This window comes from Candidatus Thiothrix putei (genome assembly GCA_029972225.1).
GTDB lineage: Bacteria > Pseudomonadota > Gammaproteobacteria > Thiotrichales > Thiotrichaceae > Thiothrix > Thiothrix putei.
Genome location: CP124756.1, coordinates 798,924 through 825,654 on the forward strand (window position 1 = coordinate 798,924; position 26,731 = coordinate 825,654).

The following is a 26,731-nucleotide window of genomic DNA, read 5'->3' on the forward strand; positions in this document are numbered from 1 at the left end:
ACCCATAAAAATAAAGTGTGTCTAACCACTCTATGTGCATAAGATTACATAGAGTGGTTGTCTCCATGTAATATCGACGTTTCACCAACGTTTTGTATTTCTAGGAATAGCCCCATGATCAGCGCAGAAAAAAAGCCAGCACAATGGGAATTCTGGGTAGACCGTGGCGGTACATTCACCGACATCGTAGCCCGCACCCCTGACGGTCAATTCAAAACCCATAAAATCCTCTCGGAAAACCCCGGGCGTTACCGCGATGCAGCGGTGCAAGGTATCCGCGAACTGTTGGGCTTGCAACGCGGCGAACCCTTGCCCCCGCATACCATCAAAGCGGTGAAAATGGGGACAACCGTTGCCACCAATGCCTTGCTGGAACGCAAGGGCGAACCCACGCTGCTGCTGATTACCCAAGATTTTGCTGATTTGTTGCGCATTGGCTACCAGAACCGCCCGCGCATTTTCGACCTGCACATTGTGTTACCCGAATTGCTTTATCGCACGGTTGCGGAAGTGCCGGAGCGTTTATCCGCCACGGGGGAAACCCTGCTACCCTTAGATGAAACCGCCACGCTGCACGCCTTGCAACAGGCTTATGACGCAGGTTTGCGGGCGGTGGCGATTGCGCTGATGCACGGCTACCAATTTCCACAGCACGAACAGCGTGTCGCAGCGTTGGCACAACAGGTGGGTTTCACGCAAATTTCGGTCAGCCACCGCGTTAGCCCCTTGATCAAGCTGGTGGCGCGTGCTGATACCACGGTGGTTGATGCTTATTTGTCGCCGATTCTGCGCCGTTACGTCGAACAGGTGCGCGAAGAATTGGGGGAAGCGCAAGCTGCCACCAGATTAATGTTCATGCAATCCAACGGTGGTTTGACGGATGCGGCTTTGTTTCAGGGCAAGGATGCCATCCTGTCGGGGCCTGCGGGCGGTGTGGTGGGGATGGTGCGTACTGCGCAGGCGGCCGGTTTCGACAAGCTGATTGGCTTTGATATGGGCGGCACGTCGACCGATGTGTGCCATTTCGCAGGGACGTTCGAGCGTGCATTGGAAACCGAAGTCGCGGGCGTGCGGATGCGCGTGCCGATGATGAGCATTCACACCGTGGCGGCGGGAGGCGGTTCTATCCTCGCGTTTGAGAACGGGCGTTTCCGCGTGGGGCCGGAAAGTGCGGGGGCGAATCCGGGGCCTGCCTGTTACCGGCGAGGTGGCCCGTTGACCGTGACCGACTGCAATGTGTTACTGGGCAAGATTCAGCCGGAACATTTCCCGCAAGTCTTCGGTGTGAACGCGGATCAGCCGCTGGATGTGATCATTGTGCGTGAAAAGTTTGTGCAACTGGCACAACAGATTGCCACAGAAACCGGCGATTCGCTGCGTACCCCCGAAGCCTTGGCGGAAGGTTTCCTGCGCATTGCGGTGGAAAACATGGCGAATGCCATCAAGAAAATTTCGGTGCAACGCGGTTACGACGTGACCCAATACACCCTCAATTGCTTCGGCGGTGCGGGTGGGCAGCACGCCTGCTTGGTGGCAGATGCCTTGGGAATGCAGCGGATTTTTATCCACCCGTTTGCCGGGGTGCTGTCAGCGTTCGGGATGGGGTTGGCGGATATTCGGGCTTTGCGTGAACGGCAATTCGGCAAGCCACTCACGGCAACAGGCGAAGCACACGCCGTGTTAGCTGAACTGGAAGCCGACACCCTGCACGAGGTACAACAGCAGGGAATTGCCCGCGAGCAGATCCGGCTGGAACGCTGGGCGCATATCCGTTATCAGGGTTCGGATCAAACCTTCCCCGTCGCGTTTGATGCGCCGCAACAGATGACAACAGCCTTTGAAGCCGCCCATCAGGTACGTTACGGTTTTGTGCCGGAAGGGGGCGTATTGGTAATGGAATGGCTGGCGTCGGAAGCAATCGGGGAAACCCATGCCTATGTAAGCTCTTATCCCCCTCCTTTGCAAAAGGAGGGGTTAGGGGAGGATTTTCTTCTGGGCCCCGCCATTATCCATGACCCCAACAGCACCATCGTGGTGGAAGCCGGTTGGCAAGCGCAAACCGATGCTTTTGGCAATCGCCTGCTTACCCGCATTGCCCCGCTTCAGCGCCAAGAGGCAGTGGGAACCCGTGCTGATCCCGTCATGCTGGAAGTGTTCAATAACCTGTTCATGTCGATTGCCGAACAAATGGGCGCAACACTGGCGAATACCGCGCATTCGGTCAATATCAAGGAACGGCTGGACTTTTCTTGCGCCATTTTCGCCCCCGATGGTGGGCTGGTGGCGAATGCGCCGCATGTACCGGTGCATCTGGGGTCGATGGGGGAAAGTGTGCGTACCATTCTGCGCCTCAATGCCGGGGCAATGGCAGCGGGTGATGTGTTCATGATCAATAACCCCTACAACGGTGGCACTCACTTGCCGGATGTGACGGTCATTACCCCGGTATTCGATGATGCTGACAAACTGATTTTCCTGGTGGCATCACGCGGGCATCATGCCGATATTGGTGGCAAAACCCCCGGTTCAACCCCGCCGGATAGCCGCCACATCAGCGAAGAAGGCATCGTGATCGACAATTTCAAGCTGGTGGAGCGCGGTATATTCCGTGAGCAAGCCACCCGCGAATTGCTGCTGTCGCCGCCGTACCCGTGCCGTAATATTGAACAGAATCTGGCAGATTTAGCCGCGCAAATTGCCGCCAATGCCACAGGCGTCAAGGAATTACGCCACATGGTCGGGCAATTCGGCTTGGAGGTAGTGCAGGCGTATATGGCACACGTCCAAGACAATGCGGAGGAAAGTGTGCGTCGGGTGATTGAGGTGTTGACGGATGCAGCTTATGTCCACCGCCTGGATAATGGTGCGGAAATTCAGGTGGCTATCCGTGTCGATGCTACTCAACGCAGTGTCACGGTCGATTTCAGCGGTACATCTGCGCAGGATGCAGGCAATTACAATGCGCCCTTGGCGGTGTGCCGTTCTGTGGTGCTATACGTCTTCCGCACGTTGGTGGGGGCGGATATTCCGCTGAATGAAGGGTGCATGAAACCCATTCACCTGATTGTGCCGGAAGCTTCCATGCTCAACCCGCGTTACCCCGCAGCGGTGATTGCAGGCAATACCGAAGTCAGTCAAGCGGTTGCTGAAGCTTTGTACGGGGCGCTTGGGGTCTTGGCAGGTTCGCAAGGCACAATGAACAATGTCGTCTACGGCAACGAACGTTACCAAAATTACGAAACCATTTGCGGCGGGGCGGGTGCGGGTTATGTGCACGGTAAAGGCTTTGAGGGGGCGAGTGCGGTGCAAACCCACATGACCAATACCCGCATGACTGACCCGGAAGTGCTGGAAACCCGTTTTCCGGTAAGGGTGGAACGGTTCAGCATTCGCCTAGGCTCCGGTGGGCAGGGGCGTTGGCGCGGCGGTGAAGGGGTGGAGCGTCACCTGCGGTTTTTGGAGGCAATGACCGCGACGGTGATTTCCTCCAGCCGGATTCATGCGCCGCGTGGGCTAAACGGTGGGCAGCCGGGGCAGTGTGGGCGTAATGCGGTTATCCGTGCGGATGGCACAGTACAAGCATTGCGCGGCAATGATGCTTGCGAGATGCAGGCGGGTGATGTGTTGGTGATGCAAACACCGGGTGGCGGTGGAGCCTTTATGCATAAAGAGTAACCCCATTTTTAGGGGCGTAACGTATGTGTGGATAGCGTAGACGTTGATCAAGGAGTGTGTCACATGAGTCAAGAACCGAATAAAACGGTTGCCATGAAAAAACCACTGGATACCGGATTTCTCAAGAAAAATAATCCGAGTCCAGAACCCCCCACACCACAAACAGCAGCCCCTGCCACCGCGATTTATACCGGCAGTAACCCCACTGCGGAGGCGGCAGGTACAACTGAAAAACATTTCATGCATGACCCCGTGGTCGGCTGGGTCGTGGTGATCGACGGGCCGGGGCAGGGGATTTCCTTGCCACTGGGCAACGGCAATAACAGTTTAGGGCGCGGCAGCAACCAGCGGGTGGCGCTGGACTTTGGGGATGCCAATTTGTCCCGTGATAGCCACGCCACCATTACTTATGATCCGCGTGGGCGCAAGTTCTACCTGCATAGCGGGGGCAACAGCACCAATCTGACGTATCTGGAAGGCGCAGGCACGACGATTCCGGTGTTAGCACCGGTTGTGTTGGAAAATGGGCAACACCTGCGTTTAGGCAATACCACCCTTAAGTTCGTTGCTTTGTGTGGGGATGGGTTCGGTTGGGATGCGGCTGATGCTGGGGCGTAACGGTGATTTTGACATCGGTTATGCCACGGATGTCGGCAGCCGGGGCAATCAGGAAGATAACCTCGGTTTCCGCCAATACGAGGACGGTTCTGTCCTTGCGGTCTTGGCGGATGGCATGGGCGGTCATACCGGCGGGGAGGTAGCCAGTGAGATGGCGATACAGTGGTTTGGGGAATATTTTCCGCAAACTCACGGCAGTATCCGGGCGCGTTTGGAGCAAACCTTGCGCCAGACCCAACAGCGGCTGTGTTTGTATGCACAGGAGCATCCCGAATTGCAGGACATGGGTTCTACCTTGGTGGCGGTGTTTGTGCAAGGGCAAGACCTGTATTGGCTCAGTGTGGGGGATTCCCTGTTGTATCGGGCAGATGACACCGGGATTGTCAAACTCAATGCCACCCACACGGTGGCGGAGCGTTTCCGGCGCTTATGGGAAAGCGGCAAAATTTCCCGTGCGGAACTGGACAATGTACAGGAACCCCACGCCTTAACCAGTGCGCTGGGGCCGGATAAGTTACAGGAAATCGACTGTCAGCAGGCGACCTTGCCAACGGATGCGGTGCTGGTACTTGCCAGCGATGGTTTGTTGAGCCTCAATCCGGTTGACATCAATACTTTGCTGGATAAGCAAGCGTCTGCCCAGATATTGGCAGAGCGTTTGTTAATGGCAACCTTAGCCAAACGTCAGCAGGGGCAGGACAATATCAGCTTGATTGTGCTCAAACATCCGGTGCTTCCCGTTACCCAGCATCGCCGCCGTTGGCCGCTGATATTGGGAGCAACGCTGTTGTTAGGTGCGGCGACGGGGATGTTCTACCAATGGCATCAGGCCGAACAGCGGATTGCGCAAGAACGTCAGGAACGCCAAGAGGCTGAACAGCGTGCTGATAAGCAGCGTCAGGCATTAGCGGAAGAAAAACGCCAGCGTATGCAGGCTGAGCAGGAAGCCGCAGCCTCCAGAACGCTGGCGGAAAAGGCAGCCAGGCGTGCTGATGAAGCCGAGCAGCAACGTAAAGCCGCTAAAAAACGTGCGGAAAAAGCGGAGCATGATAAAAAACGCGCAGAAGCGGCTGCCAACGCCCAGGCAGTCCCTGTAGCCCCAGCGGTTCCAGCCGCCCCCGTAAAAAATCCGCCACCACCGAGTGCGCCAGCACCCGTGCCTACCCCTAAACCGCGACCACCGCCTGCTGAACCTGTGCAGGAGTTGGATAAGCGCGATATTTTTCCAGATGCATCTTGACCGGGAGTGTTAATAACCATGTTAAATCACCTTTTGAAATACATCCTATTGCTGCCTTTCCTTGTGGTGTTGGCAGTGCCATGGGTAGAGACGGCGGAAGGCGCGGGACGCCCTGATGCGGTGCAACAAGCTCGCAATAGCGTTGTAAAAATCCATGTGGAAACCGTTGATAAAAAGAATCGCATTTCTTTTGGGCATGGTAGCGGTTTTGTGATTGCCCCGAATAAGGTGATTACCAATGCACACGTTGCCAACCCAGAACTGTTTTTCCCTGAGGTGAAAAGCTCCAGTGTGTTGATTATTGACGGTGGGGTTTCCGGGGGGAAACTTAAAAAAATCAATGATGTTGAAATTTTAGCAGACCGCGACCTCGCCATTCTGACAGTGGATTCGCTCAGTGATCGCCCTGCATTACCGTTAGCAGAACCGGTGGATGGGGAGGTTATTTATTCCATGGGCTTTCCCGGTGTGGGGGAGATTTGGGATGTGAATAAAATCTTGGAGGAAGAAGCCGCAGGCAAGATGACGAAGGAAAAGTTGGAAGCTGTCGAGAAGCAAATGAGTGATCCTTCTGTAAAGAATGGGAGCATCAGTCGGATGGTGGAAGATCCTGATTGGAGCGTAAAACTGGGTTTGCCCAGTTCGATTACGCCGGTCAGTGTTGTTCAGCACAGTGCGGACATAGAAAAAGGCAACAGTGGTGGGCCGGTGGTTAATAGCTGCGGTGCGGTGGTGGGGATCAATTCTCAAGCGAAAGAAACCAACTATGCTGCGGTTAATGTGACAGAGTTAATGGCATTTTTAAAAACTAAGAATGTCGCTTTCCAGACACAAGGCGCTTGTGATGAGCAAACCGGTGTTGCCACCCCGACGGAAGCAGAAGGGAAACAGGCGGATGCTTCAGAGGGGATACCGATGTGGTGGTTAGTCGGTGGTGGTTTGGTGTTGGCTGCACTGGTGGGTTTTGGCATCTTACTGTTTAGCCAGCCGCGTTCTGCTTCATCGCGTTCAGCGCATAAGGCGCCGCCGCCCAATCCGTCGGTTAACAATAAACTGATCAGCAGCACCGCACCCGTCGAGAGTGGTTACTGTTTGCAGGGCTTGCAAGGCTTGGGGCATTTGCGTTTTCCCCTGACAGGAACGCATGTGCAGTTGGGGTATGACGAGGAGCTTAATGATTGCGCCATCCCTGAACGCACGGTATCCCGCCAGCACGCCAGCTTGCACCACAAGGATGGTCAGTGGCAGCTTATCCCGCTGCGTACCCTCAACCCCACGACCCTTAATAGCGAAGTACTGGAACCTAACGACATCCGCATTCTAACGGAAGGCGATGTGTTGACGTTAGGCGAAGCCAGCTTTGTGTTCAGTAAAGGCTAAGGAGCACGCCATGCCACACCAAGAACACCGTCAAGCCCTGCCAGCCGGGACACAGCTTCGGGAATACGACATCCTGCGCACCTTGGGCAGCGGTGGTTTCGGTGTGGCGTATTTGGCGTATGACCGGGAATTAGCCCACCATGTGGTGTTAAAAGAATACCTGCCCGGTGCATTTGCTACCCGCCTTGCCGGTAACACCGTGGTACCGACCTCCCCCAAAGACGAAGGGAATTTTCAGTGGGGGTTGGAACGTTTCCTGAGTGAAGCGCGGGCATTGGCAGCGTTTCGTGCGCATCCGCATATTGTGTCGGTGTTGCATTCGTTCCGGGCGAACAATACGGCTTACATGGTGATGGAATACGCGGGTGAATTCAGCCTGCAACAGTTTCTTGACGGGCAGGGCGTCATGACACAGGAGCAGTTGCTGGATTTGGTATTGCCGCTGTTGGATGCACTGGAAACCATCCATGCCGCCGGGTTGATCCACCGGGATATTAAGCCGGATAACATTTTGATCAATGACAATGCCGAACCTGTGCTGATCGACTTCGGGGCGGCGCGTCAGGCGGTCGGGGAACGCAGCATGAGCCTGAGCATTATTTTGACGCCTGGTTATGCCCCGTTTGAGCAATACCACCATGCGACGGAACAAGGCCCATGGACAGATATTTACGCATTGGCAGCGGTGATGTTTCGTTGTGTGACGGGTAAAAACCCGCCTGATGCTCCGGCACGGATGGAAACCGAAACCCCACTGGAACTGGAACCGGGGGAGGGGTATTCCCCGCATCTGCTGGCAGCAATCGCTTGGGGCTTGCAAATCCGTGCGGCTGAGCGCCCGCAAACGGTTGCCGAATGGCGGGAGGCGTTGCTGAATGAGCCAGTGGTGGTGGATGCAGCCACGACAACAGGGGGTGGCAAAATGCGCGGTGGGTTACTGGCGGGTAAGCGTCGGGTTGCTACCTCCCTGTTGGGTGGGGTTTTGCTGTTGGGGCTGACCTTGTTGGGCATTGCAGCGCTGTCCTCTGATCAAGCGAGTCAATCGAGTGAGCTTGCGGTTAAACCGGCGAGTGTTCCGAGCGTGCCAACGCCGGTGGCTGCACTGGCAGCGCCTGTACCCGTTCCTGAGGCCGATGCTTCGACGCCAAGCGCTCCAGAAGAAGCAAAAACCGATGTGGAATCACCTCCGGCAACCCCGCCTGAGCCTGCCAAACCGGCAACTGATGGCAAGAAAGACAAGGATACTGATAAAAGCAAGGGCAAAGATAAAAGCAAAACGGGTTCAGGTAAGACACAACCCAGTGGCAAATCACCTAAAACGCCAAAGACACCCTCGACAACAAAAACAGTGCCGATTTATGTCATGCCCTCGCAACCCCGCAACACGTCTAAACCTTCTGGGAAGTCTACTGACTCGCGAGATTGTTTAGTCAACCCAAATTGCCACCCATGAGGAATCTCTCAATTACTACCTGTCTTTTCCTATAGGCATTTTTGGGGCAGCGCCTTATAAATACTCGTGGATGTTCATCATTCCAAGGATATACAGCAGTTCATTTGTTGTGATGTTACCGAATTCTTGGCGAATATTGACCAATACCTTTTCCGCGTACCGTGGTGTAATGCCCCACGTATGCGGAATGCTTTTCATGGGTTTGAACGTCAGCACGTGTCGCAGTACCATTTTTTGCGTATCATTCAGGCCGTCCAACAAGGGGGCAATAAAGAATCGCAAAGACTCTTTTGAATGAAATACCCCGTGGTGATAGTCGCCGGAAAGCGCAAATAATTGAGTAAGGTGCATTTTTTTCAATTTCTGAAAGTGGTTGGCACTGATATTTTTGCTGATGACGGAAATGCCAGCGATGGCAAACGTGCCGCGCTGTGCAGGGATTGAAAGACCATACTGGATACCGAAGCTGTTGCGTGCTTCTTCGGTTACTGCCCGTTCCTCACGACTTACCCGACCCGCGTTAATTTCCCCCCACCAATCAATCGGTTTGCGCCAGTCTTGCAATGCCAGACGCAACACAAAATCACGGTTGCCGTAGTTGTTCTTAATATAGTGGGCAACAAACGGGGCAAAGCTTGCGGAATAGTGCAGCACGGGTTGCGCATCCTTACTCAAGTACATCGGCTTGGGGTAGAAAGAGTACAACACCCCGTCAAAACCCAAGTCAGTAACGGCGTCGGTCAGTGTTGTGAAAGCTTCCCCAAACGGGTGGTTTGGCGTCGAGGGTTGGGAAGTGTCAATCATGGGGTTCTATTAATCAGGCTGGAGTTTTAAGGCTTCCCGAATACTGGCTGCCACCGTATCCGGTGTCATCTCATGCGGCAAAATCGTGACAAACTGCCCGTCTTTGCTAATCAGGTAGGTGTTGGAGGTATGGTCGATCATATACCCCATCGCTGAAGTGCTGGTGACTTTTGAGAAGAATGCGCCGTATTGCTGTGCCGCTTGTTGCACTTCCTCTGCTGTACCCGTTACACCCTTGATATTGGGGTGGAAATGTTGGGCATACGTGTTCAGGCGTTCGCCATTATCGCGTTCGGGGTCGACGCTGACAAAGAGCGGTTGCACTTGCGCCAGTTCTTCAGCGCTGAGTTTTTTAAGACCTGCACTGATAATCGCCAAGGTGGTGGGGCAAATATCCGGGCAGGAGGCGTAGCCGAAATACAGCACCACGACTTTGCCGCTGAAATCGCTGAGTTTGGTCGGTTTTCCTGCTTGCGTGAGGGTGAAATCACCGCCGAATTTGCCTGCTACCACCGGAACACGGGTACTGCCACTCGGTGTTGCAGTGGGGGGGACGTTGGTGGACAGTAAGTATTGCGCGGCAACAATACCGACGACGAAGGCGAGGGCGGCAACGAGCAGGGGTATCTTTTTCAAGCGGTTATCTCCGAACTTAGCGTCGTTTGAGCATAGCATTGTGTGGGGTGCTTAAGCTCGTATTTTTAATGACTTACAGTTTGTCAGGGATTTACATGGCCTGGGGTAAATTGATCTATAGGTGCGAAGGAGGCGTGTATTACCCCTATCCAGAGGAGGAAGTGTTATGGCATCCCTAATAAGTGACCCCGTAGTGACCGATGAACCCATTCCCGCCGTGCGGCGCTTAGACAGCAGTGCGCCGCTGCGTTGGCTTAGCAAGGGCTGGGATGATTTGAAAGTCAGACCCGTTGCCAGCATTACTTACGGCTTAGTATTTGTTATTGCAGGGATTTTAATGATCGGGTTCGGCCCTGCTAACCCGTTGTTTGCCTTGCTGTTGATTTCCAGCTTTATGTTGATTGGCCCGCTGGCGGCGGTGGGCTTGTATGACATGAGTCAGCGGATTGAGGAAGGGCATACGCCTTCGTTGTTACATGCGTTGTCGAATGCGCGGGTGAGTACTGGCAAGTTGATTACTTTTGGCTTGATTTTGGGTGCGGTGATGCTCGCTTGGCTAGTAGTGACCATAGGGGTTATTAACCTGTTTTTCGGGGATAGCCCGTTGGTGACGGGGAGTTTGGCGACGTTGCTGAATGGGCGTGAGTCTTTGCCGTTTTTTGCGGTCTTTATGTTGGGCGGTTTGATCATGGGGCTGTTGGCATCGGCGGTGGCGATAGTGTCGATTCCGTTGGCAAGTCATCGGGTGGCAGATACGCTGACGGCTGGGGTGATTTTGTTGGTGGTGCTGGTGGTGTGGGCGCGGTTGATTGCGATGCTGTTTGGCTTGGTTTTCGATAACACCGGCTTGGTGAGCGGTGGTTGGGAAACCTTGGTGGGGGATGCGAATTTCTTGCCATTCATTGCTACGTTTGTGGTGTGTGGCGCGGTGTTGGCGGTGGTGGCGTTTGGGATTAGTGTGGTGACAGTGCCCTTGTTGGCGCATCGGCAGGTGGGGGTGATGACGGCGATGGTTACCAGCATTCGGGCGGTTTACAAAAATCCGGTGGTGATGATGCGTTGGGCGGCAACCATTGCTGTAGTGATTCTGGTGGGCATGGCTACGTTTTTCATTGGCTTGGCGGTAACATTGCCGTTGATCGGTCACGCCAGTTGGCACGCTTACCGTGAGACGGTGGGTCAATAATAGTAAGCAAAGGAAACGCATGGCAGTTACGTCGTTTATGTTACCTGACCCGCAGGGTCACGCCCGTGCTTTGGCGGCTAATTGGCTGAAATTGGGGATTTTTGCGTTGCTGGCAGCGGGGATTTTTTCCCTGCTGTTGGTGATGTCACGCACGCCTGCGGTGCAGGAGGTGATTCCTTGGTTGGATTTTTTTCACACGGCGTTGGTGGTGCATGTGGTGCTGTCGGTGTTGGTGTGGTTTTTGGCGTTTGCGGGGGGGTTGTGGACGGCGAATAGTGCGATTGCGTCGCCTTGGTGGGATAAGACGATTCTGGCGGTGACGGCGTTGGGAACCGTGTTGATTGTGGCATCGCCTTTTACTGGAGATGGCAATCCGTTATTGAACAATTACGTACCTGTCCTGCAACAACCGGTGTTTCTGGTGGGCTTAAGCCTGTTTGGGGTTGGGTTTACTTGGTTGATTATCCGTTCCTTGATGGTGGCGGGGCATCAGGGTGTGGCGGGCTTGGGTATTTACCTGAGCATTCTAGTGTCGGCGATGTCGGTGCTGGCGGTGTTGTTTACCGGGGTAAATTTGCCTGCCGACGCAACGGGGCAGGGGTTTTTTGAAGTGTTGTTCTGGGGTGGTGGGCATACGTTGCAATTCACCCATTCATTATTGCTGATGGTGGCGTGGCTGTGGTTGGCGCAAGCTACTGGCATGACTGTGCGTATTGCGCCGCGTTTGGCACGGTGGTTATTGGTGTTGATGTTGCTGCCTGTATTGGCAGTGCCGTTCATTTACTTACAGCATGAGGTGATGTTGGCGGAACATCGGGCGGCGTTTACTCACTTGATGAAGTACGGCGGGTTGACTTCGTTGCCATTGGGTTTGGTGGTGGTGTGGTCAGTGTTGCGGGCAAGTCGGGTGGTGGATACGGGTTTGCGTCCGCAGCGGAATGCGTTGTATGCCTCCATTGTGTTGTTTGCAGCAGGTGGGATTATCGGTTTTCTGATTCACGGGGTGAATGTGGTGATTCCGGCGCATTACCACGGTTCGATTGTGGGGGTGACGCTGGCGTTTATGGGGCTGACGTATTATTTGCTGCCACGTTTGGGTTTTCGCGCTGCTACTTCAAAGTGGGCGGCGTGGCAGCCGTATATTTATGGTGGTGGGCAGTTGATGCACATTCTGGGGTTGGCGTGGTCGGGTGGTTACGGGGTGCAGCGCAAGACGGCTGGGGCGGCGCAAGGTTTGGAAAACCTGCCCCAAATCCTCGGCATGGGGATGATGGGGCTAGGTGGTTTGATTGCCATTATTGGCGGGGGGATTTTCGTGGTGGTGGTGTTGCGGGCGATGTATGCCAAGCCTTACAGCCACCCTGCCACATAATGATCTACTAGCAGTGCAATAAACAGAGCACTCAGGTAGAAAATCGAATAGCCGAAGGTTTTCATTGCGTGCTGATCACCTTCGGTACGGTACAACACAATAGCGTGATACAGGAAACCTACCCCCAAGCCGCTCGCAGCCACCAAGTAAATCACCCCACTCATGTGTGTCAAAAACGGCATTAACGTCACCGCAATCAGCATCAGCGTATACAGCACAATATTGAGTTTGGTGAAGGCTACCCCGTGAGTCACCGGCAACATCGGCACACCCGCTTTACGGTAATCTTCACGGCGTTTAATCGCCAGCGGCCAGAAATGCGGTGGCGTCCAAATGAAAATAATCAGAAACAGCAGCAGCGCATCGGTATGCAACTCCCCGGTCACGGCTGTCCAGCCTAACACAGGTGGAGCGGCCCCGGCAGCGCCACCCAGCACGATATTGTGTGGGGTAGAGCGTTTCAAATACATGGTATAAATCACTGCATAACCCACCATCGACGCCAGTGTCAACAGGGCAGTCAGCCAATTGACCATCACACCCAAGATCACCATCGACAGAACGCCCAGACCCACCGCAAACACCAAGGCTTGCGCCGTGCTGAGTTGGTGTTGGGGCAGGGGGCGGTGTTCGGTGCGCTTCATCACCGCATCAATTTTCTGGTCAACGATATGATTAATCGCCGCCCCGCAGGAAGCTCCCAAGCCAATCCCCAACAACCCCCAAAACAAGGTGTTGAGCGGTATCGCATCAGGGCTTGCCAGCAGCATTCCCACCAACGCGGTGAACACAATCAGGCTCACGACTTTGAGTTTGCATAAGCACAGATAGGCTTTCCAGTTGATTCCTGCCTCAAGGGCGGCGACATTGATCATCGGGGGTACTCCGTTTTATTCTTCAGCAATCAAATCACGGTAAGCGTGCCAGCTTGCATGACCGGCAATCGGCAAGGTAATCGCCAATGCGACGAAAAAGAAAATAAATCCTAAGAAAATTAATGTCGCCAAAATAAATGCCCAGCTCAGCATCACACCGGGGTTAGCCATCACCGCTTTCACACTGGTAATCATCGCGGTAATGACATCAACGCGCTTGTCAGTAATCAAGGGTACGGAAATCACGCTGATCGAAAAGGCTACCACTGCAACAACTGCACCGCTTAACGCCCATACAAATAAGAATGGCACAAACTGCTCGTGTCCGATTAAAGTATCCAGCCAGTTGTCGGTAATGGTCACATTATTGAAGAACATCGCAACCGTAACCGATGAAATCACCGCCCAGATCCCCATCAACACGCCTAACACCATCGCAAAGCTGGCTAAGCTCACCCCGTTAAAGCGTAAACCGTCGATACCTTGGCTGAAATGCGGTTTGTTACCCTGTTCCAAGGTGCGGCTCATGCAATAAAAGCCGACGGCGACAATCGGCCCTAAAATCAGAAAGCCGGTGGCAAGTGAGGTGACGAAAATGGGGTTTGCCCACGACAACCACGCGAGGATTAGCCCCAACACCACATAAATCATGCCGTAAGTAATGCTGGCAGCGGGCGAGGCTTTGAAATCTTTGATACCGGCGTTGAGCCAGCGCATAGAGGCTTCGGAATCGACTTTCCGCACGGTTAGGCGCGGGGCTTCAGTGATCACGGTGTGGTCGGTACTGCTAATCGTGGCCATAACACTTTCTCCTCTTCACTTTATTAAAATTCAGCCTTGTGGCTCTTGCTCAACCCACCTGCGACACTTTGAGCAGGCGGCGTAAATCTTTGATAATCAACTCGCCGTTGAAATCGGGTGGATACGACATCATCACATTCCCCAGCGGGTCGATGATGTAAAGACCGTCTTGCGCCACCGGGTTAGGGTTCTGCAAGACCGACTGCAAGTGTTGGATGGTATCTGCTGCACCTACAGCAATACGCATTCCCGCGTGTTCGGCTAAGCGCGGTTGCAAGGTGGCTAACTGGCTGGTTTCAGTCAATACCAGCAGACGCTCGACGCGGCGGCGTTCATTACCCATCGCTTGCCGCACTTGGCGCAGGAAATACAGGTTCTTCTGACAATGTTCGCTGCACGCTGAATCTGCCACTGTCACCAATACCCAACTGCCACGCAAATCCACTGTATTGAACGTAGCACCGTTCAGGCTTTCTAGCGGTAATTCACCCACTGCCCGCACGGGGGATATTAACGTGCCGTAATTGGTGGTGGGGGGAAGGGGCAACATATCCCTGTTTTGGTAGTATAACCAACCACCTAGGTAAGGGAATGCACACACCGCCACCAATATCCATAAGGTGCGATTGCTGCGTTTGGGGGAAGAAACGGCGGCATCAGTGGCTGAAGTCATAGGGTTTCCTTGGAAGTAACGCTAGGGTATTTACGGAGGTTCAGCGACACATAAGCACTCAATACAATCAGCCCGAATGCGCCCCACTGAATGCTATAGCCGATGTGCATCCCCGCCGTATTGCTGTAAGCAGGCCAGTCCCGGCGTAAACCATCAGCGCTTTCCGAGGTTTGCAGCAACACATACGGTGCAAGCGAATGCCCCAGTTTGTGTGCGAAATGCGCCATATCCAGATACAACCAGCGTTGGTTGCCTTCGGTGTCGGCTGCCATCTCGCCAAACAGAAATACGGGTTTGGAGCGGGGTGATTCCAGTGTCCCCGTCAGGGTTATGCCATCTGTTGGGGTTGGAATGTTGGGCAATACTTGACGATTAGCGCCTACGGCAATCCAGCCCCGGTTTACCAGTAGATGCTGCCCGTTTGCCATGCGTAATGGGGTAATCACATGGTAGCCCGCTTTGCCCTGATGCACGCTATTGTCCAGCAAGACCGTATTAGCGGCTTCCCAGTAACCACTGACAGTGGCGGGGCGAAAGCGTTGTGCAGGCCAGTCCACACGCGTCTCATTCAGATTGAGCGGCGCTTGGGCAGTTTGTTGCATGACCGCTTGCGCCATCTGGGTTTTGTAGGCGGCGCGTTGGTATTGCCACACCGCTAATGCCGTGAAAATGCCCACCATCACCACCGTCAATAGCGTGGTAAAAACGCTAGGTTGAAAGCGGTAACGTGCTGTTATACTGGTATTTTCACCCTGCTGTAACAATCCGAGGTTCCTCATGTGGTTTAAAGTACTGATTATCATCAATCTGGCTCTGATCCTGATCAGCTTGATCTCTGGCGTGTTTTTCCTCGCCAAGGATGATGGCAAATCCAATCGGGTAGTCACATCGCTGACAACGCGGGTAGCGCTTTCGGTTTTCCTCTTGTGTTTGTTAATGGTCGGTTACTTTACCGGTCAAATTGTGCCGCATGGTGTTGTGCCGTGAAGAAGAAACCCCCTCTAACTCCCCCTTATCAGGGGGAGAACTGGAGAGGCGTACCTTCTTGTTCCTCCCCTGATAAGGGGAGGTTAGGAGGGGTTTCTTCTCTCCCTACAACCAATACACGAAAATAAACAGCGCAATCCACACCACGTCGACGAAGTGCCAATACCACGCGACCGCTTCAAACGCGAAGTGATTGTGTTCGGTGAAATGGTGTCTGGCACTGCGTACCGCAATCACAATCAGCATAATTGTACCGATGGTGACATGCAGGCCGTGAAAGCCCGTCAGCATGTAAAACGTTGAACCATACACCCCCGCATTCAGCGTCAAATCCATCGCATGATGCGCGTGCCAGTATTCATAGCCTTGTACGAAAAAGAAGATCGTTCCCAGCGTAATGGTCATGATCAAACCGCGCACCAGTTGTTTATTGTTATTCTTTTTCAAGCCCCAATGTGCCCACGTCAGGGTTACACCACTGGACAGCAAAATAATGGTATTAAGAAATGGCAAACCCCACGGCCCCATCGCTTCTTTTGCTGCCACGTATTTGGTGCCGTCCGCATCCGGCAGGTTGAGCAGCGGCCAATTGTATTGGAAGCCTTCCCACAAGATATTGGATGTACCTAATTGTCCGTCCCCGCCCAGATACGGCAGGGTGATATTGCGCAAGTAGTATAAACAGCCGAAAAACGTGACAAAGAACGCTGCTTCCGAGGTAATGAACCAAAACATCCCTTGGCGGAACGAACGGCTCACTTGCCCGTTGTATTTGCCGGTCAGGTTTTCGTCAATGACCGAACCGAACCAGCCATGCATCAAGTGCGCAATCACCGCAAAGCCCGTCACCATGATCAAACTGCCTGCCAAGCCCATTTTATTGATGCTTAGCACCAAGCCGAAAAACAGCATGAAGATGCCAAACACTGCAATAATCGGCCAGCGGCTGGGTTCGGGGATGTAATACGCTTCCTTGTCCGTGTGTGTATCTGCATGTGTGCTCATGGTGATTCCTTATGGCTCGTGTTCAATGCCGCGTGTTGTTCCGGTGTTAAGGCGTTGGTGCGGTCGGTATTCATGAAGGTGTAAGACAGCGTGACCGTGGCGTACTGCTTATCCACTTTCGGGTCGATGGTGAAATACACGGGCATTTCCTTGGCTTCACCGGGCTGCAACACTTGCTGGGTGAAACAGAAACACTCGATTTTCTTGAGGTGTTCCGTTACTTGCCAAGGGGTAATGCCTGGAATGGCTTGCCCGGTAATCGGTTTGTCCGAGTTGTTTTTGGCGTAATAACTGACCGCCACCCGTTCGCCGGGATGCACTTGGACTTGCTTCACCAGCGGGCGAAATTCCCACGGTAAGCCAGTGTTGATGGTGGCATCAAATTGCACGGTAATCAGGCGGCTGGTATCGACGTGGGTAATGGCGGACGTATCCGTCATGCGCCCACCCGGTGTACCCGCCACGCCATTGATGCCACCGATGTCACAGGCCAGTTGGTATAACGGCACCATTGCGAATCCAAACGCAAACATACCGCCCACCACCAAGAACAAGCGGCGCGTGACACGCCGGTTCTTGCTGGCTAAAGTGTCGCTGGGTGGGTTGGCTGGCGTACTCATTTACCCGCCCCCGCCAGTATGTCTGGCAGGAAAAAGAACGGGTACGCCATCGCCGCCAAGGCAATCAAGCCGAGGATAATGGCGACGCGTTGATTAGCTTTACGTTGCTTGTCGTCCATCATTTCACCACTGGCGCTTCAGTAAAACTGTGGAACGGCGGAGGAGACGATAGCGTCCATTCCAGCCCCGGCGTGCCGATTTGCGAACCTTCCCACGGTTTGTCCGGTGCTTTTGCGCCCCCTTTGATGGTCTTGAAGATGATGTACAGGAACAGCAAATGCGACAAACCAAACGCAAACCCGCCAATACTCGAAATCACGTTGAACTCGGTGTACTGGATGCTGTAATCCACAATGCGGCGTGGCATTCCCGCTAATCCAGAGAAATGCTGCGGGAAGAAGGTGATGTTGAACGAAATGGTTGTCCACCAGAAGAAAATCTGCCCAAGCCGCTCGTCATACATATGCCCTGTCCATTTCGGCAACCAGAAGAACACGCCTGCATACAAGCCAAACACCGCCCCCGGAATCAGCGCGTAGTGGAAGTGCGCGACCACGAACATGGTGTCGTGGTATTGCATATCCGCTGGCACGACCGCCAACATAACGCCCGTTACCCCCGCAAACGAGAACATCAGGATAATCGCAATCCCAAACAACATCGGCGTTTCAAACGTCATCGAACCGCGCCACATGGTGAAAATGAAGTTCAGCAACATTAGCCCGACCGGGATCGAAATCAAAATCGTGCCAATCATGAAGTAATTGGTTGCCGCCAACGACATGCCGATGGTGTACTGATGATGCGCCCAAACAACCATGCCCAGTGCTGCCAAGATGCCCATGCCATACACCAAGGATTTGTAACCAAACAACGGCTTACGCGCAAATGTCGGAATCACCAAACCCAATACGCCGATAGACGGCAACAACAATACATACACTTCAGGATGCCCAAAGAACCAGAACAAATGTTGGAACAGAATCGGGTCGCCACCACCCGCTGCATCAAAGAACGACGTGCCAAAGTGCCGGTCAAACAGCAACATGGTCACACCACCCGCCAATACCGGCATCACTGCAATCAGCAACAGCCCGGTAAACAACCATGCCCACACAAACAGCGGCATTTTCATCATGGTCATGGTCGGCGCACGCATATTCAAAATCGTGGTAACGATATTGATGGAGGCTAGAATTGATGACACGCCAAGGGTATGAATCGCAAAAATGGTGAAGTCCATCCCAATCCCGGTCTGGATTGACAAGGGTGGCAATAACGTCCACCCCGTATTCACCGGTGTACCGCTGCCCGGAAAGATATACGGCGCAAGAATCGACAGGATCAGCATAATAGCGGCTGCCGGTAATAACCAGAAACTCAGGTTATTCAAACGCGGCAAGGCCATATCCGGTGCGCCGATCATCATCGGAATCATCCAGTTCGCCATGCCCGCCGCCGCAGGCATCACCATCCCGAAGATCATTACCAAAGCATGGTCAGTCACCATATTGTTGTAAAAGTCCGGGCTAGCCAGTTGCACCCCCGGCATAAACAATTCCGCGCGGATATACATCGCCATTGCCCCGCCGAAAAACAGCATGAACAAGGCAAAAAATAAGTACATCGTGCCGATGTCTTTGTGGTTGGTGCTGTAAACCCAGCGCTGCCAACCCTTCGGTGGCCCGTGGTGATCATGATGACTGTCGTGCGCTGCTGCTCCACTCATGGATAACTCCTCCTCAGAAATTAACGTGCGGCTTTTACGTCTTTGGGTTGTACGATGCCAGCGGCATTGCCCCATGAATTGCGTTCGTAACTGATTACAGCCGCAATATCCAAATCATTCAGTTGTGGCCCCCATGCAGCCATCGCTGTGCCTGCTTTGCCTTTCACAACAATATTGATGTGGTCGGTAGCGACGGCATTGGTGGCAATCTTGCTGCCAGCCAGTGCGGGGAATACACCGGGTAAACCTAAGCCGGTAGCTTGGTGGCAAGCTAGGCAGTTTTTGGTGTAGACCTCTTGCCCTTTCGCCATCAATTCATCCTTGCTCCACTCTTTGTCAGAGCTGGCTTCGGCGGAGGCTTGGGCTTGTTGGGCTTTCTTACTGGTTTTCCACTGTTCGTATTTTTCGGGGCTGACGGCTGTGACCACCGCAGGCATGAAGGCGTGGCCTGTGCCGCAGTTTTCGTAGCATTGCCCGCGATACGTGCCTTCTTTGGTGATGTGCGTCCAGGTTTCGTTGATGTAGCCGGGGATATTGATTTTCTTGGGAACGATTTCGGCAATGCCCCAGTTATGCAGCACGTCGGTGGAGGTCAGCAGGAAACGTACCCGTCGATCGGTGGGCAATACCAGCGGTTCATCCACATCACGCAGGTAGAGTGGGTCGGTGGGTTCGAGTTTTTTGAGGTTGCTGACGATTTTGATGTCGTCGTCCATGTATTCATACGTCCACTTCCACTGCGAACCGATGACTTTCACGGTGACATCGGCTTTATCGTGCGATTCCACCGAGCTAAGCGTGGAAGAGGCGGAACTGGCAATGCTTAAGTCGATGCCTAATACGATGACGGGGACGAGTGCCCACGCCCAACGCCCAAACCAACTGTTGTGAAATTCCTGATCAGCAACCGCGCCTTTCGACTGACGGTGGTAGATGAGTGAGTAAATGATCAAACCCGTGACAATGGTAAGCGACCATTTCAGCACGTCTAGCCCTCGCGATTTCCACGTCCTAAACTGGTTTCCAACCTGAACAACCGAAGGAAACCTCAATGAAACGCCCTCACCGCCGCGCCAGCGAATGGCAAACCCTCATTAGCCAATGGCAAGCCAGCGGCTTATCCGCCCCGGCATTTTGTGAACAGCACAGTATCGGTTACGCCAGTTTTTGCCAATGGCGGCAGCGTCTACGCTCCGCAGATGGCGTGGAGGAACCAGCCGTTCCCGCCAATACCTTCATCGACTTGGGAGCATTATCGGCGGGTCATGCCGCGCTGGGGCAAGGCTGGCACATTGTGCTGAGTTTGGGGAATGGTGTTGAACTACGCCTGAGCCAACGCTGATGTTTGCCCCCGCAGCCACCGCCCGCATCTGGCTATGCACCCAAGCCACCGACATGCGCAAAAGCTTTACGGGGCTGACCGCTTTGGTGAAAAACCAGTTAGGGCAAAATCCCCTGAGTGGGCATTATTTCGTGTTTGTGAACCTACGTAAAACCCAGATGAAGATCCTCTATTTTGAACCCAGCGGCTATTGCTTATGGAGCCAACGCCTGGAGCAGGGCCAATACCGGGTGCAGCCGACAACCAGCGGGCAGCGCGAACTGACCCGGACGGATTTGCAGTTGATTTTGGCGGGCATTGAGGTGCAAAAATCCAGACAATTCAAGCGTTACCAGTATCCTGTGCAGCCACATTCTGGTACAATAAGCCCATGATTTTAAAGCCATCCACCCCGTCTGACACCAGCGTTCCCATGCCGCCGATTGTGGCGGAAATGCTGGCGTTGCGTGAGGAAAATGCTGCCCTGAAACAGGATATAGCTGAATTGAAACGCCAATTGGCGTGGTTCAGGCAACATGTCTTTGGCAGCAAATCGGAAAAGCGTCCGGTTGAGATACCGGTGGCGCAGTTGCCGTTGTTTGCCCCCGCCGCCGCCCCGGTTGCCGCACCCGAGGGTGAAAGCATTACCGTCACCTACCAACGCGGTAAAGCCCCCAAGCTGCGCCCGGATGACTGCGTGAATGACAGCGGGTTACGCTTTACCGCCGATGTCCCGGTCAAGGTGATTCACCTCACCCCGCCGGAACTTCAGGGGGAAGAGGCTGACCAGTATGAGGTGATCGGCACCCAGGTGACCCATCGGGTGGCGCAACGCCCTGCCAGCTACCTCATCCTGCAATACGAGCGCCCGGTCATCAAACGTAAGGGCAGTGCTTCGGCTTCGCTCAGCAACCCACCACTTCCCAGCCCTGCACCCGCCAACGTGCTGGAACGTAGTGTCACCGATGTCAGCTTTTTGGTGGGGATGTTGGTGGACAAGTTCCAGTACCACCTGCCGTTGTACCGCCAGCACCAACGCCTGACCCAAGCGGGGATCACCCTCAGCCGCACGACGCTGACCAATGCGGTGAAACGTGCCATCGACCTGCTCAAACCCATTGCCGAAGCGCAACTCGCCAGTGTACTGCAAAGCAAGCTGCTGGCGATGGACGAAACCCCCATCAAAGCCAGCCCCGCAGGCAACGGCAAGATGAAGCAAGGCTACTTCTGGCCGCTGTACGGGGATCAGGACGAAATCGTCTTCACCTTCTCCGCCAGCCGTGGGCGGCAACACATTGAAAAGACTCTTCGCCAACAGTTCAGCGGCACACTGCTCAGCGACGGTTACCGTGCTTATGCCAGTTACGTCAACGCCAATGACAAGATTACCCATGCCCAATGCTGGGTACACAGCCGTCGCACCTTCATTGCCGCCGAAACCGCTGAACCACAAGCAGTACGCCAAGCCCTTGACACTATCGCGGCACTCTATCAGCACGAAGCCCAGATTAACGAGAAAAAACTCGACGGGGAAGCCAAACGTACCTACCGCCTCACCCACAGCAAGCCGTTGGTCGACCAGTTCTTTGAATGGTGCCAAACCCAATTACAACGTACCGATTTAATCCCCTCCAACCCGCTGACCAAAGCCCTTGGTTATGTCATCCGCCGCGAACACGAACTGCGCGTGTTTCTGGAAGATCCCGACGTGCCAATGGATACCAACCACATCGAACGCGCCCTGCGGCCCATCCCCATGGGCAGGAAAAACTGGTTGTTCTGCTGGACAGAACTCGGCGCGGAACACGTGGGCATCATCCAAAGCCTGATCACCACCTGCCGCCTGCATGACATTAACCCGTATGTCTATCTGATGGATGTTCTGTTGCGCGTTAGTGAGCATCCCGCTTCTCAGGTGCAAGACCTTACGCCAAGATGTTGGAAACAACGGTTTGCGGATAAGCCATTGCGCTCGGATTTGTTTGCGGATATCAACGACGGGCTAGAATGACCGTTTACGTGCCGACGATGGTGGTCAGCATGTGCAGATCGAAGATTTCTTGGGTCAGTGTCGAGGCGGGTGGGTTTAGGTTGTATTCGTAGTCGGCATGAGCCATGCCGCCGAATAACCAAGCGCTACCAGTCACGAACAGGGCGGACAAGCGTCTCTTTCTTCTATGCAGCATGTTTCCTCCTAACATGTTACGGGGTGTTCAGTCAGTTTTTCTGCAACTTTCTATCGCCGTTGTTATGGTTTTTGCGAGCATTTTGCGGTCGGCATTGGTTAAGCAAGCGCCTATCTCAATGCTTTCCCCGTGGGAGCGTAACAAGAGCTTGCTGGGATACCAGTCGCGCGGGTCTAGCTGGAGGGCAATTTTCACCCAGTAAGGCTGGAAACGGTATTCACGCAAAGTCTTTACCCCGTTCCGGGTAATAATCAGGATGCCGTCAGGGGCTATCTGGATAGTCTCGGAATATCGCGAGGCACGTTCAAACAGATACAGGCTGACACCTAGCACCACTATTTCGAGGAGGGCGAACGGCAGTACGAGCCATGCACCCAATAAAATGAAACGCGCCGCGACGAGCAGGGTAAGGACAGCAACAGCCGCGAATAACACCATCATCCCCTCGCGGGATAATGAACGGTTGGGGCGTACCTCAAAAGTACGGCAGCCAGCGGTTAGGTTGCTTGTTGTCGTTACCAAAACATTCACCCGTCTTGGTTAAGCAATGGAAGTGTGTGATTTCACACAGGATGAAAATAATATATCCTAGTTTTTGATATTTATCATTGAAAATTGTAAGTCATTCAATATGTTAGTAATTGGTAATAAGCTGAAATACGCAGTGGTTCTCTGGGGGGCGCTGTTGATGGGATGTGTAGAAAAAACGGTGACACCGTTGACGTTGCCGCTGTTGAGTGGGGAAAAAGCCCATATCCCTGACTTGCACGGTAAGCTGACTTGGGTGAGCGTGTGGTCGACCAGTTGCGCCATTTGCGTGAAGGAGTTGCCCGCGTTGGATGCTTTGCAGCGTGAATATGTGGAGCGGGTGCAAGTGGTGGCAGTGGCATTGCCAACAGATCCGCCGAATACCGTTTTGGATGTGCAAACCCAACTGCACTTGAGTTTGCCCGTGGCATTGGATTTGGATGGGCAAGCGGCGCGGCAATTTGCCCCTGATTTGGTCGTACCCAGCCATCATTTGTTAGATGCTAATGGAAACATTCTACAGCAAGCGAAGGGAAAGCTAACGTTGGCAGAAATGCGTACTATGCTTGAAAAACCTATTTCCCCCTCATTCATTCAGCGGTAGTCACTTATGCAAAAAACCTATTCGATCTTACTGTCGTTGACGTTAGGGCTGGCGTTGCTGGTGATTGTGCTGGGCGCTTATACACGCTTGTCAGATGCGGGCTTGGGTTGCCCCGATTGGCCGGGCTGTTACGGGCATGTGGGCGTGCCGGAGCAGGTGGATGCTAATCAGTTTGAACGTCCGCTGGAGCACGCGAAGGCGTGGAAAGAGATGGTTCACCGTTACGCAGCGGGGCTATTGGGCGTGTTGATCTTGGCGCTGTTTGTATTGCGTGTAAGGTTTCGCCGTTATTTTGAGGCGAGTATCTGGATTCCGACGTTGTTATTGGCGACCGTTATGTTTCAGGCCGCATTGGGAATGTGGACGGTGACGCATTTGCTGAGTCCGCCGGTGGTGACAGCGCATTTGTTAGGTGGCTTTACCACCCTGGCGTTGGTTTGGTGGTTGTGGTTGCAACGGCATGTGCCGCGTTTTTCAACGCTGTATGGCAGCATCGGGGCAGTACGTGGCTGGGCGCTGGGGGCGTTACTGCTGTTGATTGCGCAAATTATCTTGGGCGGCTGGACGAGTACGCATTATGCGGCGGTGGCGTGTGGGGTGGATTTCCCCTTGTGTCAGGGGCAATGGTGGCCTGCGAGTGATTTCCGCACGGCATTCAGCTTTGAATGGCAGGCAGGGGTGAATTATGAGTTTGGAACGCTGGAGAACCCGGCACGCACCGCGATTCATTTGACGCACCGTTTGGGCGCATTGCTGGTATTTCTGTATCTGGGGGGCTTGGCGTGGTGGTTAATACGGCGACGCTCGGTGTCATGTGGGATTGTGCCGTATGCATTACTGGTGTTGTTAATCGTGCAGGTGAGCCTTGGGATTAGCAATGTGGTGTTTGCGCTGCCGCTGGTGGTAGCGACTTTGCATACCTTGGGGGCGGCGCTGTTGTTACTGGCGGTAGTGGCGCTTTGGCAGCAGAAGAAGGGGAAGGTTTTAAATACTTGATTGGCAATCAATTCAGCAATTTGCCAGAGGAAATTCTAGGGGTAATCAATGACTGTATTGATAAGTGCAGCCGTGATTTTGACGTTAAGGCGGTGTATTTGGCAATGAATGCTTTTTCAGCCAATCCGCAGCTTTGGTGGTTTCAGCCGTTTGCTTATGATGAAAACGGGGTCGATATGGATGACCCCGACTGGTTGGGGCATTACCGTTGTGATGATTCGTTGCGGATATTAACGGGCTAAGAGGCTGTACAGGCGCATTTTAAAATCTACCATGCTGACAAGCTATACAAAGACCACAGTCTGGATGACCAATATGTGATTGCCCAATACCTTGTCATCAGCAAGTTCGTTGAGTTGGTCGCAGAGGCTATGAAGACTGGTTCGCTCACCAAAGAGGTTTTGGTTACGGTTGGTGCGCACGGTTACGATCTTTGGGCTGACTTTTTTCCCAATGGACAAGATTAGTTGACGTTAGGCATTTAACCCCTTTTTTCTTCCAGAACGTATAGCAATGTATAGCGATGCTGTGGCGGGGCTGAGTGTCTTTTCCCGTTAGCCGATGTCATCATCTAGCACACGGTTTGAATTAACTGTTATGCTTTCTCAGGTACTCTATCATGAATATAAGTTTTATTTGTCCAACTTGTGGTCACGCTGCTGCAAACGAATTTCGCCAGCTAGAGGATTTTGTTATTTCGGCTTACGATGACGTGATTGAGTGGAGCGAACAGGAGAATACGATTCCACCGCTGAATGAAAAAAAGTTCTGGTCAATATCAAAACGATCTCCAAAGGTTGGCGAAAACAGAGCAGTGCATGTCTCTTATGTATTCTGCGAAGATTTGAATTCTGAATTTTGGACACTATACAAACCTGTTCTATCTAGTTTAGATGGTTGGGATGAGCATCCTGAAGAAATTAATCTATCAGCTTTTGTTAAATGCAAGGTAGTTAAAGTCCTCACACAGGAAGAGAACCATGCTTGGATCGTGGTTGAAGTAATCGATTGCATTAAATTAAATCAGGCAACTGAACGAATCCCTGTTACTCAAGAAACATATTCTATAGTTCATAACACATTTGAGTTTGAGCACTTTGAACATCAAAAGATTGATAATTGGCACCATTTTTCAGGAGGTGCACAAGGTGATTTAGGTAATTGGATGTTAATCAAGGAGTACGATCATGACTTGAGGTTAATCGCATATGGAGAGTGGGGTATTCATTACCAAAGTGCATACTTAGGGAACATTTCACTTAACCCATGAAGACGAACAAACGCATCAAACCCTCTATGGTACTGGCATTGTTCACTGGCGATTCAGGAAAAGGCACGGGGAGAAAACCACCCGGATGTCGCCATAAGCCTGAACAACCTTGCGAATCTGTATCATGAGCAAGGCCAGTACGCACTGGCAGAACCACTGTTAAAACGTTCGCTGGCGATTCGGGAAAAGGAACTGGGGGAAAACCACCCGGATGTCGCCAAAAGCTTGAACAACTTGGCGGGATTATATCAAGACCAAGGTCAGTACGCGCAGGCGGAGCCGCTGTACCAATGTGCGTTGGCAATTTGGGAAAAGGCACTGGGGGCATATCATCCTAATGTCGTATTGAGCCTTGAAAACTTGGTGGGACTCTACCAACAGACTAATGTCGTATTGAGCCTTGAAAACTTGGTAGGACTCTACCAACAGACTGACTGCGCAGCCTTGGCCGGGCCGTTGGAAAAACGTGCTGCGGCTATCCGCGCTATCAAACGCTGAAATGTAGAGTCTGTCAAACAAACTGTGTAAGCAAATGTTGAATCACTGTGGGAGTAGATTGCTATGGAGTGGTGGCCATTCGTGCTGATTTTTGTTTATTTGTTCATGATAGCAGCGATAGAGGACGCCAGAGGCTGCTTGCCAGCGCTACTGACCGTCAGTGGGGTGATATGGCTACTAATAAGCATATCGAATTACCTGTCTCATTATATATCAGCGGTTCACGTATTTGGTTTCATCGTTTTATGGTTTCCGGCCTTAATGGCCTATTCCT

At 53.2% G+C, this 26,731-nt stretch carries 28 protein-coding genes and 1 pseudogene; 16 read left to right on the forward strand and 13 right to left on the reverse strand.

Annotated elements, in window-relative coordinates; all coding sequences use genetic code 11:
* The first annotated feature begins 114 nt into the window (after positions 1–114).
* From QJT81_04125 to QJT81_04145, 5 genes are all read left to right on the forward strand, one after another.
* Positions 115–3,675, forward strand: coding sequence for a hydantoinase B/oxoprolinase family protein (locus tag QJT81_04125; protein ID WGZ95189.1), 3,561 nt, complete (start codon positions 115–117; stop codon positions 3,673–3,675).
* Between the two features lie 63 nt (positions 3,676–3,738).
* Positions 3,739–4,293 carry an FHA domain-containing protein gene (locus QJT81_04130; GenBank protein ID WGZ95190.1) on the forward strand — a complete coding sequence of 185 codons (555 nt, stop codon included), beginning with the start codon at positions 3,739–3,741 and terminating at the stop codon, positions 4,291–4,293.
* Positions 4,271–5,533, forward strand: a complete 1,263-nt coding sequence (locus QJT81_04135; protein WGZ95191.1) for a protein phosphatase 2C domain-containing protein — start codon at positions 4,271–4,273, stop codon at positions 5,531–5,533. Before QJT81_04130 ends, QJT81_04135 begins: the two co-directional genes overlap by 23 nt.
* An 18-nt stretch (positions 5,534–5,551) precedes the next feature.
* Complete coding sequence (locus tag QJT81_04140) at positions 5,552–6,913, forward strand: trypsin-like peptidase domain-containing protein (protein ID WGZ95192.1); 1,362 nt, start codon at positions 5,552–5,554, stop codon at positions 6,911–6,913.
* A 10-nt stretch (positions 6,914–6,923) separates the two neighbouring features.
* Complete coding sequence (locus QJT81_04145) at positions 6,924–8,366, forward strand: protein kinase (GenBank protein ID WGZ95193.1); 1,443 nt, start codon at positions 6,924–6,926, stop codon at positions 8,364–8,366.
* Between the two features lie 54 nt (positions 8,367–8,420).
* Here the strand turns inward: QJT81_04145 and QJT81_04150 are convergent, their stop codons facing one another.
* The gene (locus QJT81_04150; GenBank protein WGZ95194.1) at positions 8,421–9,170 is read right to left on the reverse strand and encodes an autoinducer binding domain-containing protein; all 750 of its coding nucleotides are present in this window, start codon (positions 9,168–9,170) and stop codon (positions 8,421–8,423) included.
* A 9-nt stretch (positions 9,171–9,179) separates the two neighbouring features.
* On the reverse strand, positions 9,180–9,806 hold the full coding sequence (locus QJT81_04155; GenBank protein WGZ95195.1) for an SCO family protein: 627 nt from the start codon (positions 9,804–9,806) through the stop codon (positions 9,180–9,182).
* A gap of 166 nt (positions 9,807–9,972) precedes the next feature.
* Between QJT81_04155 and QJT81_04160 the strand changes: the two genes are divergently transcribed.
* Positions 9,973–10,992: a DUF2189 domain-containing protein gene (locus tag QJT81_04160; protein ID WGZ95196.1), complete on the forward strand. Its 1,020-nt coding sequence runs from the start codon at positions 9,973–9,975 to the stop codon at positions 10,990–10,992.
* A 19-nt stretch (positions 10,993–11,011) separates the two neighbouring features.
* Positions 11,012–12,364, forward strand: a complete 1,353-nt coding sequence (locus QJT81_04165; GenBank protein WGZ95197.1) for a cbb3-type cytochrome c oxidase subunit I — start codon at positions 11,012–11,014, stop codon at positions 12,362–12,364.
* Here QJT81_04165 and cyoE read toward each other — a convergent pair.
* The 4 genes from cyoE to QJT81_04185 are packed head-to-tail and all read right to left on the reverse strand — an operon-like array spanning position 12,343 to position 15,477.
* The gene (gene cyoE / locus QJT81_04170) at positions 12,343–13,239 is read right to left on the reverse strand and encodes a heme o synthase (GenBank protein ID WGZ95198.1); all 897 of its coding nucleotides are present in this window, start codon (positions 13,237–13,239) and stop codon (positions 12,343–12,345) included. The two genes, QJT81_04165 and cyoE, sit on opposite strands and share 22 nt — an antisense overlap.
* A 15-nt stretch (positions 13,240–13,254) precedes the next feature.
* Positions 13,255–14,040 (reverse strand): DUF2189 domain-containing protein, encoded by a 786-nt coding sequence (locus tag QJT81_04175; GenBank protein ID WGZ95199.1) that lies wholly within the window; start codon positions 14,038–14,040, stop codon positions 13,255–13,257.
* A 49-nt stretch (positions 14,041–14,089) separates the two neighbouring features.
* Entirely contained in the window at positions 14,090–14,713 is a 624-nt protein-coding gene (locus tag QJT81_04180) for a hypothetical protein (GenBank protein WGZ95200.1), read from the reverse strand.
* Positions 14,710–15,477, reverse strand: coding sequence for an SURF1 family protein (locus QJT81_04185; protein ID WGZ95201.1), 768 nt, complete (start codon positions 15,475–15,477; stop codon positions 14,710–14,712). Before QJT81_04185 ends, QJT81_04180 begins: the two co-directional genes overlap by 4 nt.
* 13 nt (positions 15,478–15,490) lie before the next feature.
* Here QJT81_04185 and QJT81_04190 point away from each other — a divergent pair, with 13 nt between their 5' ends.
* Positions 15,491–15,700 (forward strand): twin transmembrane helix small protein, encoded by a 210-nt coding sequence (locus QJT81_04190; GenBank protein ID WGZ95202.1) that lies wholly within the window; start codon positions 15,491–15,493, stop codon positions 15,698–15,700.
* Between the two features lie 105 nt (positions 15,701–15,805).
* On the opposite strand, the gene QJT81_04195 is transcribed toward QJT81_04190, so the two are convergent.
* The 5 genes from QJT81_04195 to QJT81_04215 are packed head-to-tail and all read right to left on the reverse strand — an operon-like array spanning position 15,806 to position 20,040.
* Positions 15,806–16,705, reverse strand: coding sequence for a cytochrome c oxidase subunit 3 (locus QJT81_04195; protein WGZ95203.1), 900 nt, complete (start codon positions 16,703–16,705; stop codon positions 15,806–15,808).
* Positions 16,702–17,325, reverse strand: coding sequence for a cytochrome c oxidase assembly protein (locus QJT81_04200; protein ID WGZ95204.1), 624 nt, complete (start codon positions 17,323–17,325; stop codon positions 16,702–16,704). The genes QJT81_04195 and QJT81_04200 overlap by 4 nt, the downstream gene beginning before the upstream one ends.
* A complete protein-coding gene (locus tag QJT81_04205; protein WGZ95205.1) occupies positions 17,322–17,444 on the reverse strand; it encodes a hypothetical protein in 123 nt (40 codons plus the stop codon). Before QJT81_04205 ends, QJT81_04200 begins: the two co-directional genes overlap by 4 nt.
* Complete coding sequence (locus QJT81_04210) at positions 17,444–19,054, reverse strand: cbb3-type cytochrome c oxidase subunit I (protein WGZ95206.1); 1,611 nt, start codon at positions 19,052–19,054, stop codon at positions 17,444–17,446. Before QJT81_04210 ends, QJT81_04205 begins: the two co-directional genes overlap by 1 nt.
* Before the next feature lie 20 nt (positions 19,055–19,074).
* A complete protein-coding gene (locus QJT81_04215) occupies positions 19,075–20,040 on the reverse strand; it encodes a c-type cytochrome (protein WGZ95207.1) in 966 nt (321 codons plus the stop codon).
* Positions 20,041–20,105: 65 nt separating this feature from the next.
* Between QJT81_04215 and QJT81_04220 the strand changes: the two genes are divergently transcribed.
* The 3 genes and pseudogenes from QJT81_04220 to QJT81_04230 all read left to right on the forward strand — a co-directional run bounded on the left by QJT81_04220 (position 20,106) and on the right by QJT81_04230 (position 22,386).
* Positions 20,106–20,396 (forward strand): IS66 family insertion sequence element accessory protein TnpB, encoded by a 291-nt coding sequence (locus QJT81_04220; protein WGZ95208.1) that lies wholly within the window; start codon positions 20,106–20,108, stop codon positions 20,394–20,396.
* Entirely contained in the window at positions 20,396–20,770 is a 375-nt protein-coding gene (gene tnpB, locus QJT81_04225) for an IS66 family insertion sequence element accessory protein TnpB (protein ID WGZ95209.1), read from the forward strand. Before QJT81_04220 ends, tnpB begins: the two co-directional genes overlap by 1 nt.
* A gap of 77 nt (positions 20,771–20,847) precedes the next feature.
* A pseudogene (locus tag QJT81_04230) lies at positions 20,848–22,386 on the forward strand (IS66 family transposase).
* A gap of 4 nt (positions 22,387–22,390) precedes the next feature.
* Here the strand turns inward: QJT81_04230 and QJT81_04235 are convergent.
* On the reverse strand, positions 22,391–22,537 hold the full coding sequence (locus tag QJT81_04235) for a hypothetical protein (protein ID WGZ95210.1): 147 nt from the start codon (positions 22,535–22,537) through the stop codon (positions 22,391–22,393).
* Between the two features lie 51 nt (positions 22,538–22,588).
* The gene (locus tag QJT81_04240) at positions 22,589–23,083 is read right to left on the reverse strand and encodes a DUF2244 domain-containing protein (GenBank protein WGZ95211.1); all 495 of its coding nucleotides are present in this window, start codon (positions 23,081–23,083) and stop codon (positions 22,589–22,591) included.
* Positions 23,084–23,192: 109 nt separating this feature from the next.
* On the opposite strand from QJT81_04240, the gene QJT81_04245 reads away from it, so the two are divergent.
* From QJT81_04245 to QJT81_04265, 5 genes are all read left to right on the forward strand, one after another.
* Positions 23,193–23,693, forward strand: coding sequence for a TlpA disulfide reductase family protein (locus tag QJT81_04245; protein WGZ95212.1), 501 nt, complete (start codon positions 23,193–23,195; stop codon positions 23,691–23,693).
* A gap of 6 nt (positions 23,694–23,699) precedes the next feature.
* Complete coding sequence (locus QJT81_04250) at positions 23,700–24,689, forward strand: COX15/CtaA family protein (protein ID WGZ95213.1); 990 nt, start codon at positions 23,700–23,702, stop codon at positions 24,687–24,689.
* Positions 24,653–24,931, forward strand: coding sequence for a hypothetical protein (locus QJT81_04255; protein WGZ95214.1), 279 nt, complete (start codon positions 24,653–24,655; stop codon positions 24,929–24,931). Before QJT81_04250 ends, QJT81_04255 begins: the two co-directional genes overlap by 37 nt.
* A 377-nt stretch (positions 24,932–25,308) precedes the next feature.
* Positions 25,309–25,959 (forward strand): hypothetical protein, encoded by a 651-nt coding sequence (locus tag QJT81_04260; GenBank protein WGZ95215.1) that lies wholly within the window; start codon positions 25,309–25,311, stop codon positions 25,957–25,959.
* A 144-nt stretch (positions 25,960–26,103) separates the two neighbouring features.
* Complete coding sequence (locus QJT81_04265) at positions 26,104–26,457, forward strand: tetratricopeptide repeat protein (protein WGZ96446.1); 354 nt, start codon at positions 26,104–26,106, stop codon at positions 26,455–26,457.
* Positions 26,458–26,731: the final 274 nt, after the last annotated feature.

Excerpts from the sequence above, each read along its gene's own strand:
- QJT81_04180 (WGZ95200.1), bottom strand. The coding sequence starts at position 14,713 with ATGACTTCAGCCACTGATGCCGCCGTTTCTTCCCCCAAACGCAGCAAT.
- QJT81_04205 (WGZ95205.1), bottom strand. The coding sequence starts at position 17,444 with ATGGACGACAAGCAACGTAAAGCTAATCAACGCGTCGCCATTATCCTC.
- QJT81_04145 (WGZ95193.1), top strand. The coding sequence starts at position 6,924 with ATGCCACACCAAGAACACCGTCAAGCCCTGCCAGCCGGGACACAGCTT.
- QJT81_04130 (WGZ95190.1), top strand. The coding sequence starts at position 3,739 with ATGAGTCAAGAACCGAATAAAACGGTTGCCATGAAAAAACCACTGGAT.
- QJT81_04260 (WGZ95215.1), top strand. The coding sequence starts at position 25,309 with ATGAATATAAGTTTTATTTGTCCAACTTGTGGTCACGCTGCTGCAAAC.
- QJT81_04165 (WGZ95197.1), top strand. The coding sequence starts at position 11,012 with ATGGCAGTTACGTCGTTTATGTTACCTGACCCGCAGGGTCACGCCCGT.
- QJT81_04200 (WGZ95204.1), bottom strand. The coding sequence starts at position 17,325 with ATGAGTACGCCAGCCAACCCACCCAGCGACACTTTAGCCAGCAAGAAC.
- cyoE (WGZ95198.1), bottom strand. The coding sequence starts at position 13,239 with ATGATCAATGTCGCCGCCCTTGAGGCAGGAATCAACTGGAAAGCCTAT.
- QJT81_04140 (WGZ95192.1), top strand. The coding sequence starts at position 5,552 with ATGTTAAATCACCTTTTGAAATACATCCTATTGCTGCCTTTCCTTGTG.
- QJT81_04150 (WGZ95194.1), bottom strand. The coding sequence starts at position 9,170 with ATGATTGACACTTCCCAACCCTCGACGCCAAACCACCCGTTTGGGGAA.
- QJT81_04250 (WGZ95213.1), top strand. The coding sequence starts at position 23,700 with ATGCAAAAAACCTATTCGATCTTACTGTCGTTGACGTTAGGGCTGGCG.
- QJT81_04160 (WGZ95196.1), top strand. The coding sequence starts at position 9,973 with ATGGCATCCCTAATAAGTGACCCCGTAGTGACCGATGAACCCATTCCC.
- QJT81_04175 (WGZ95199.1), bottom strand. The coding sequence starts at position 14,040 with ATGGCCACGATTAGCAGTACCGACCACACCGTGATCACTGAAGCCCCG.
- QJT81_04190 (WGZ95202.1), top strand. The coding sequence starts at position 15,491 with ATGTGGTTTAAAGTACTGATTATCATCAATCTGGCTCTGATCCTGATC.
- QJT81_04210 (WGZ95206.1), bottom strand. The coding sequence starts at position 19,054 with ATGAGTGGAGCAGCAGCGCACGACAGTCATCATGATCACCACGGGCCA.
- QJT81_04195 (WGZ95203.1), bottom strand. The coding sequence starts at position 16,705 with ATGAGCACACATGCAGATACACACACGGACAAGGAAGCGTATTACATC.
- tnpB (WGZ95209.1), top strand. The coding sequence starts at position 20,396 with ATGTTTGCCCCCGCAGCCACCGCCCGCATCTGGCTATGCACCCAAGCC.
- QJT81_04220 (WGZ95208.1), top strand. The coding sequence starts at position 20,106 with ATGAAACGCCCTCACCGCCGCGCCAGCGAATGGCAAACCCTCATTAGC.
- QJT81_04135 (WGZ95191.1), top strand. The coding sequence starts at position 4,271 with ATGCGGCTGATGCTGGGGCGTAACGGTGATTTTGACATCGGTTATGCC.
- QJT81_04125 (WGZ95189.1), top strand. The coding sequence starts at position 115 with ATGATCAGCGCAGAAAAAAAGCCAGCACAATGGGAATTCTGGGTAGAC.
- QJT81_04245 (WGZ95212.1), top strand. The coding sequence starts at position 23,193 with ATGTTAGTAATTGGTAATAAGCTGAAATACGCAGTGGTTCTCTGGGGG.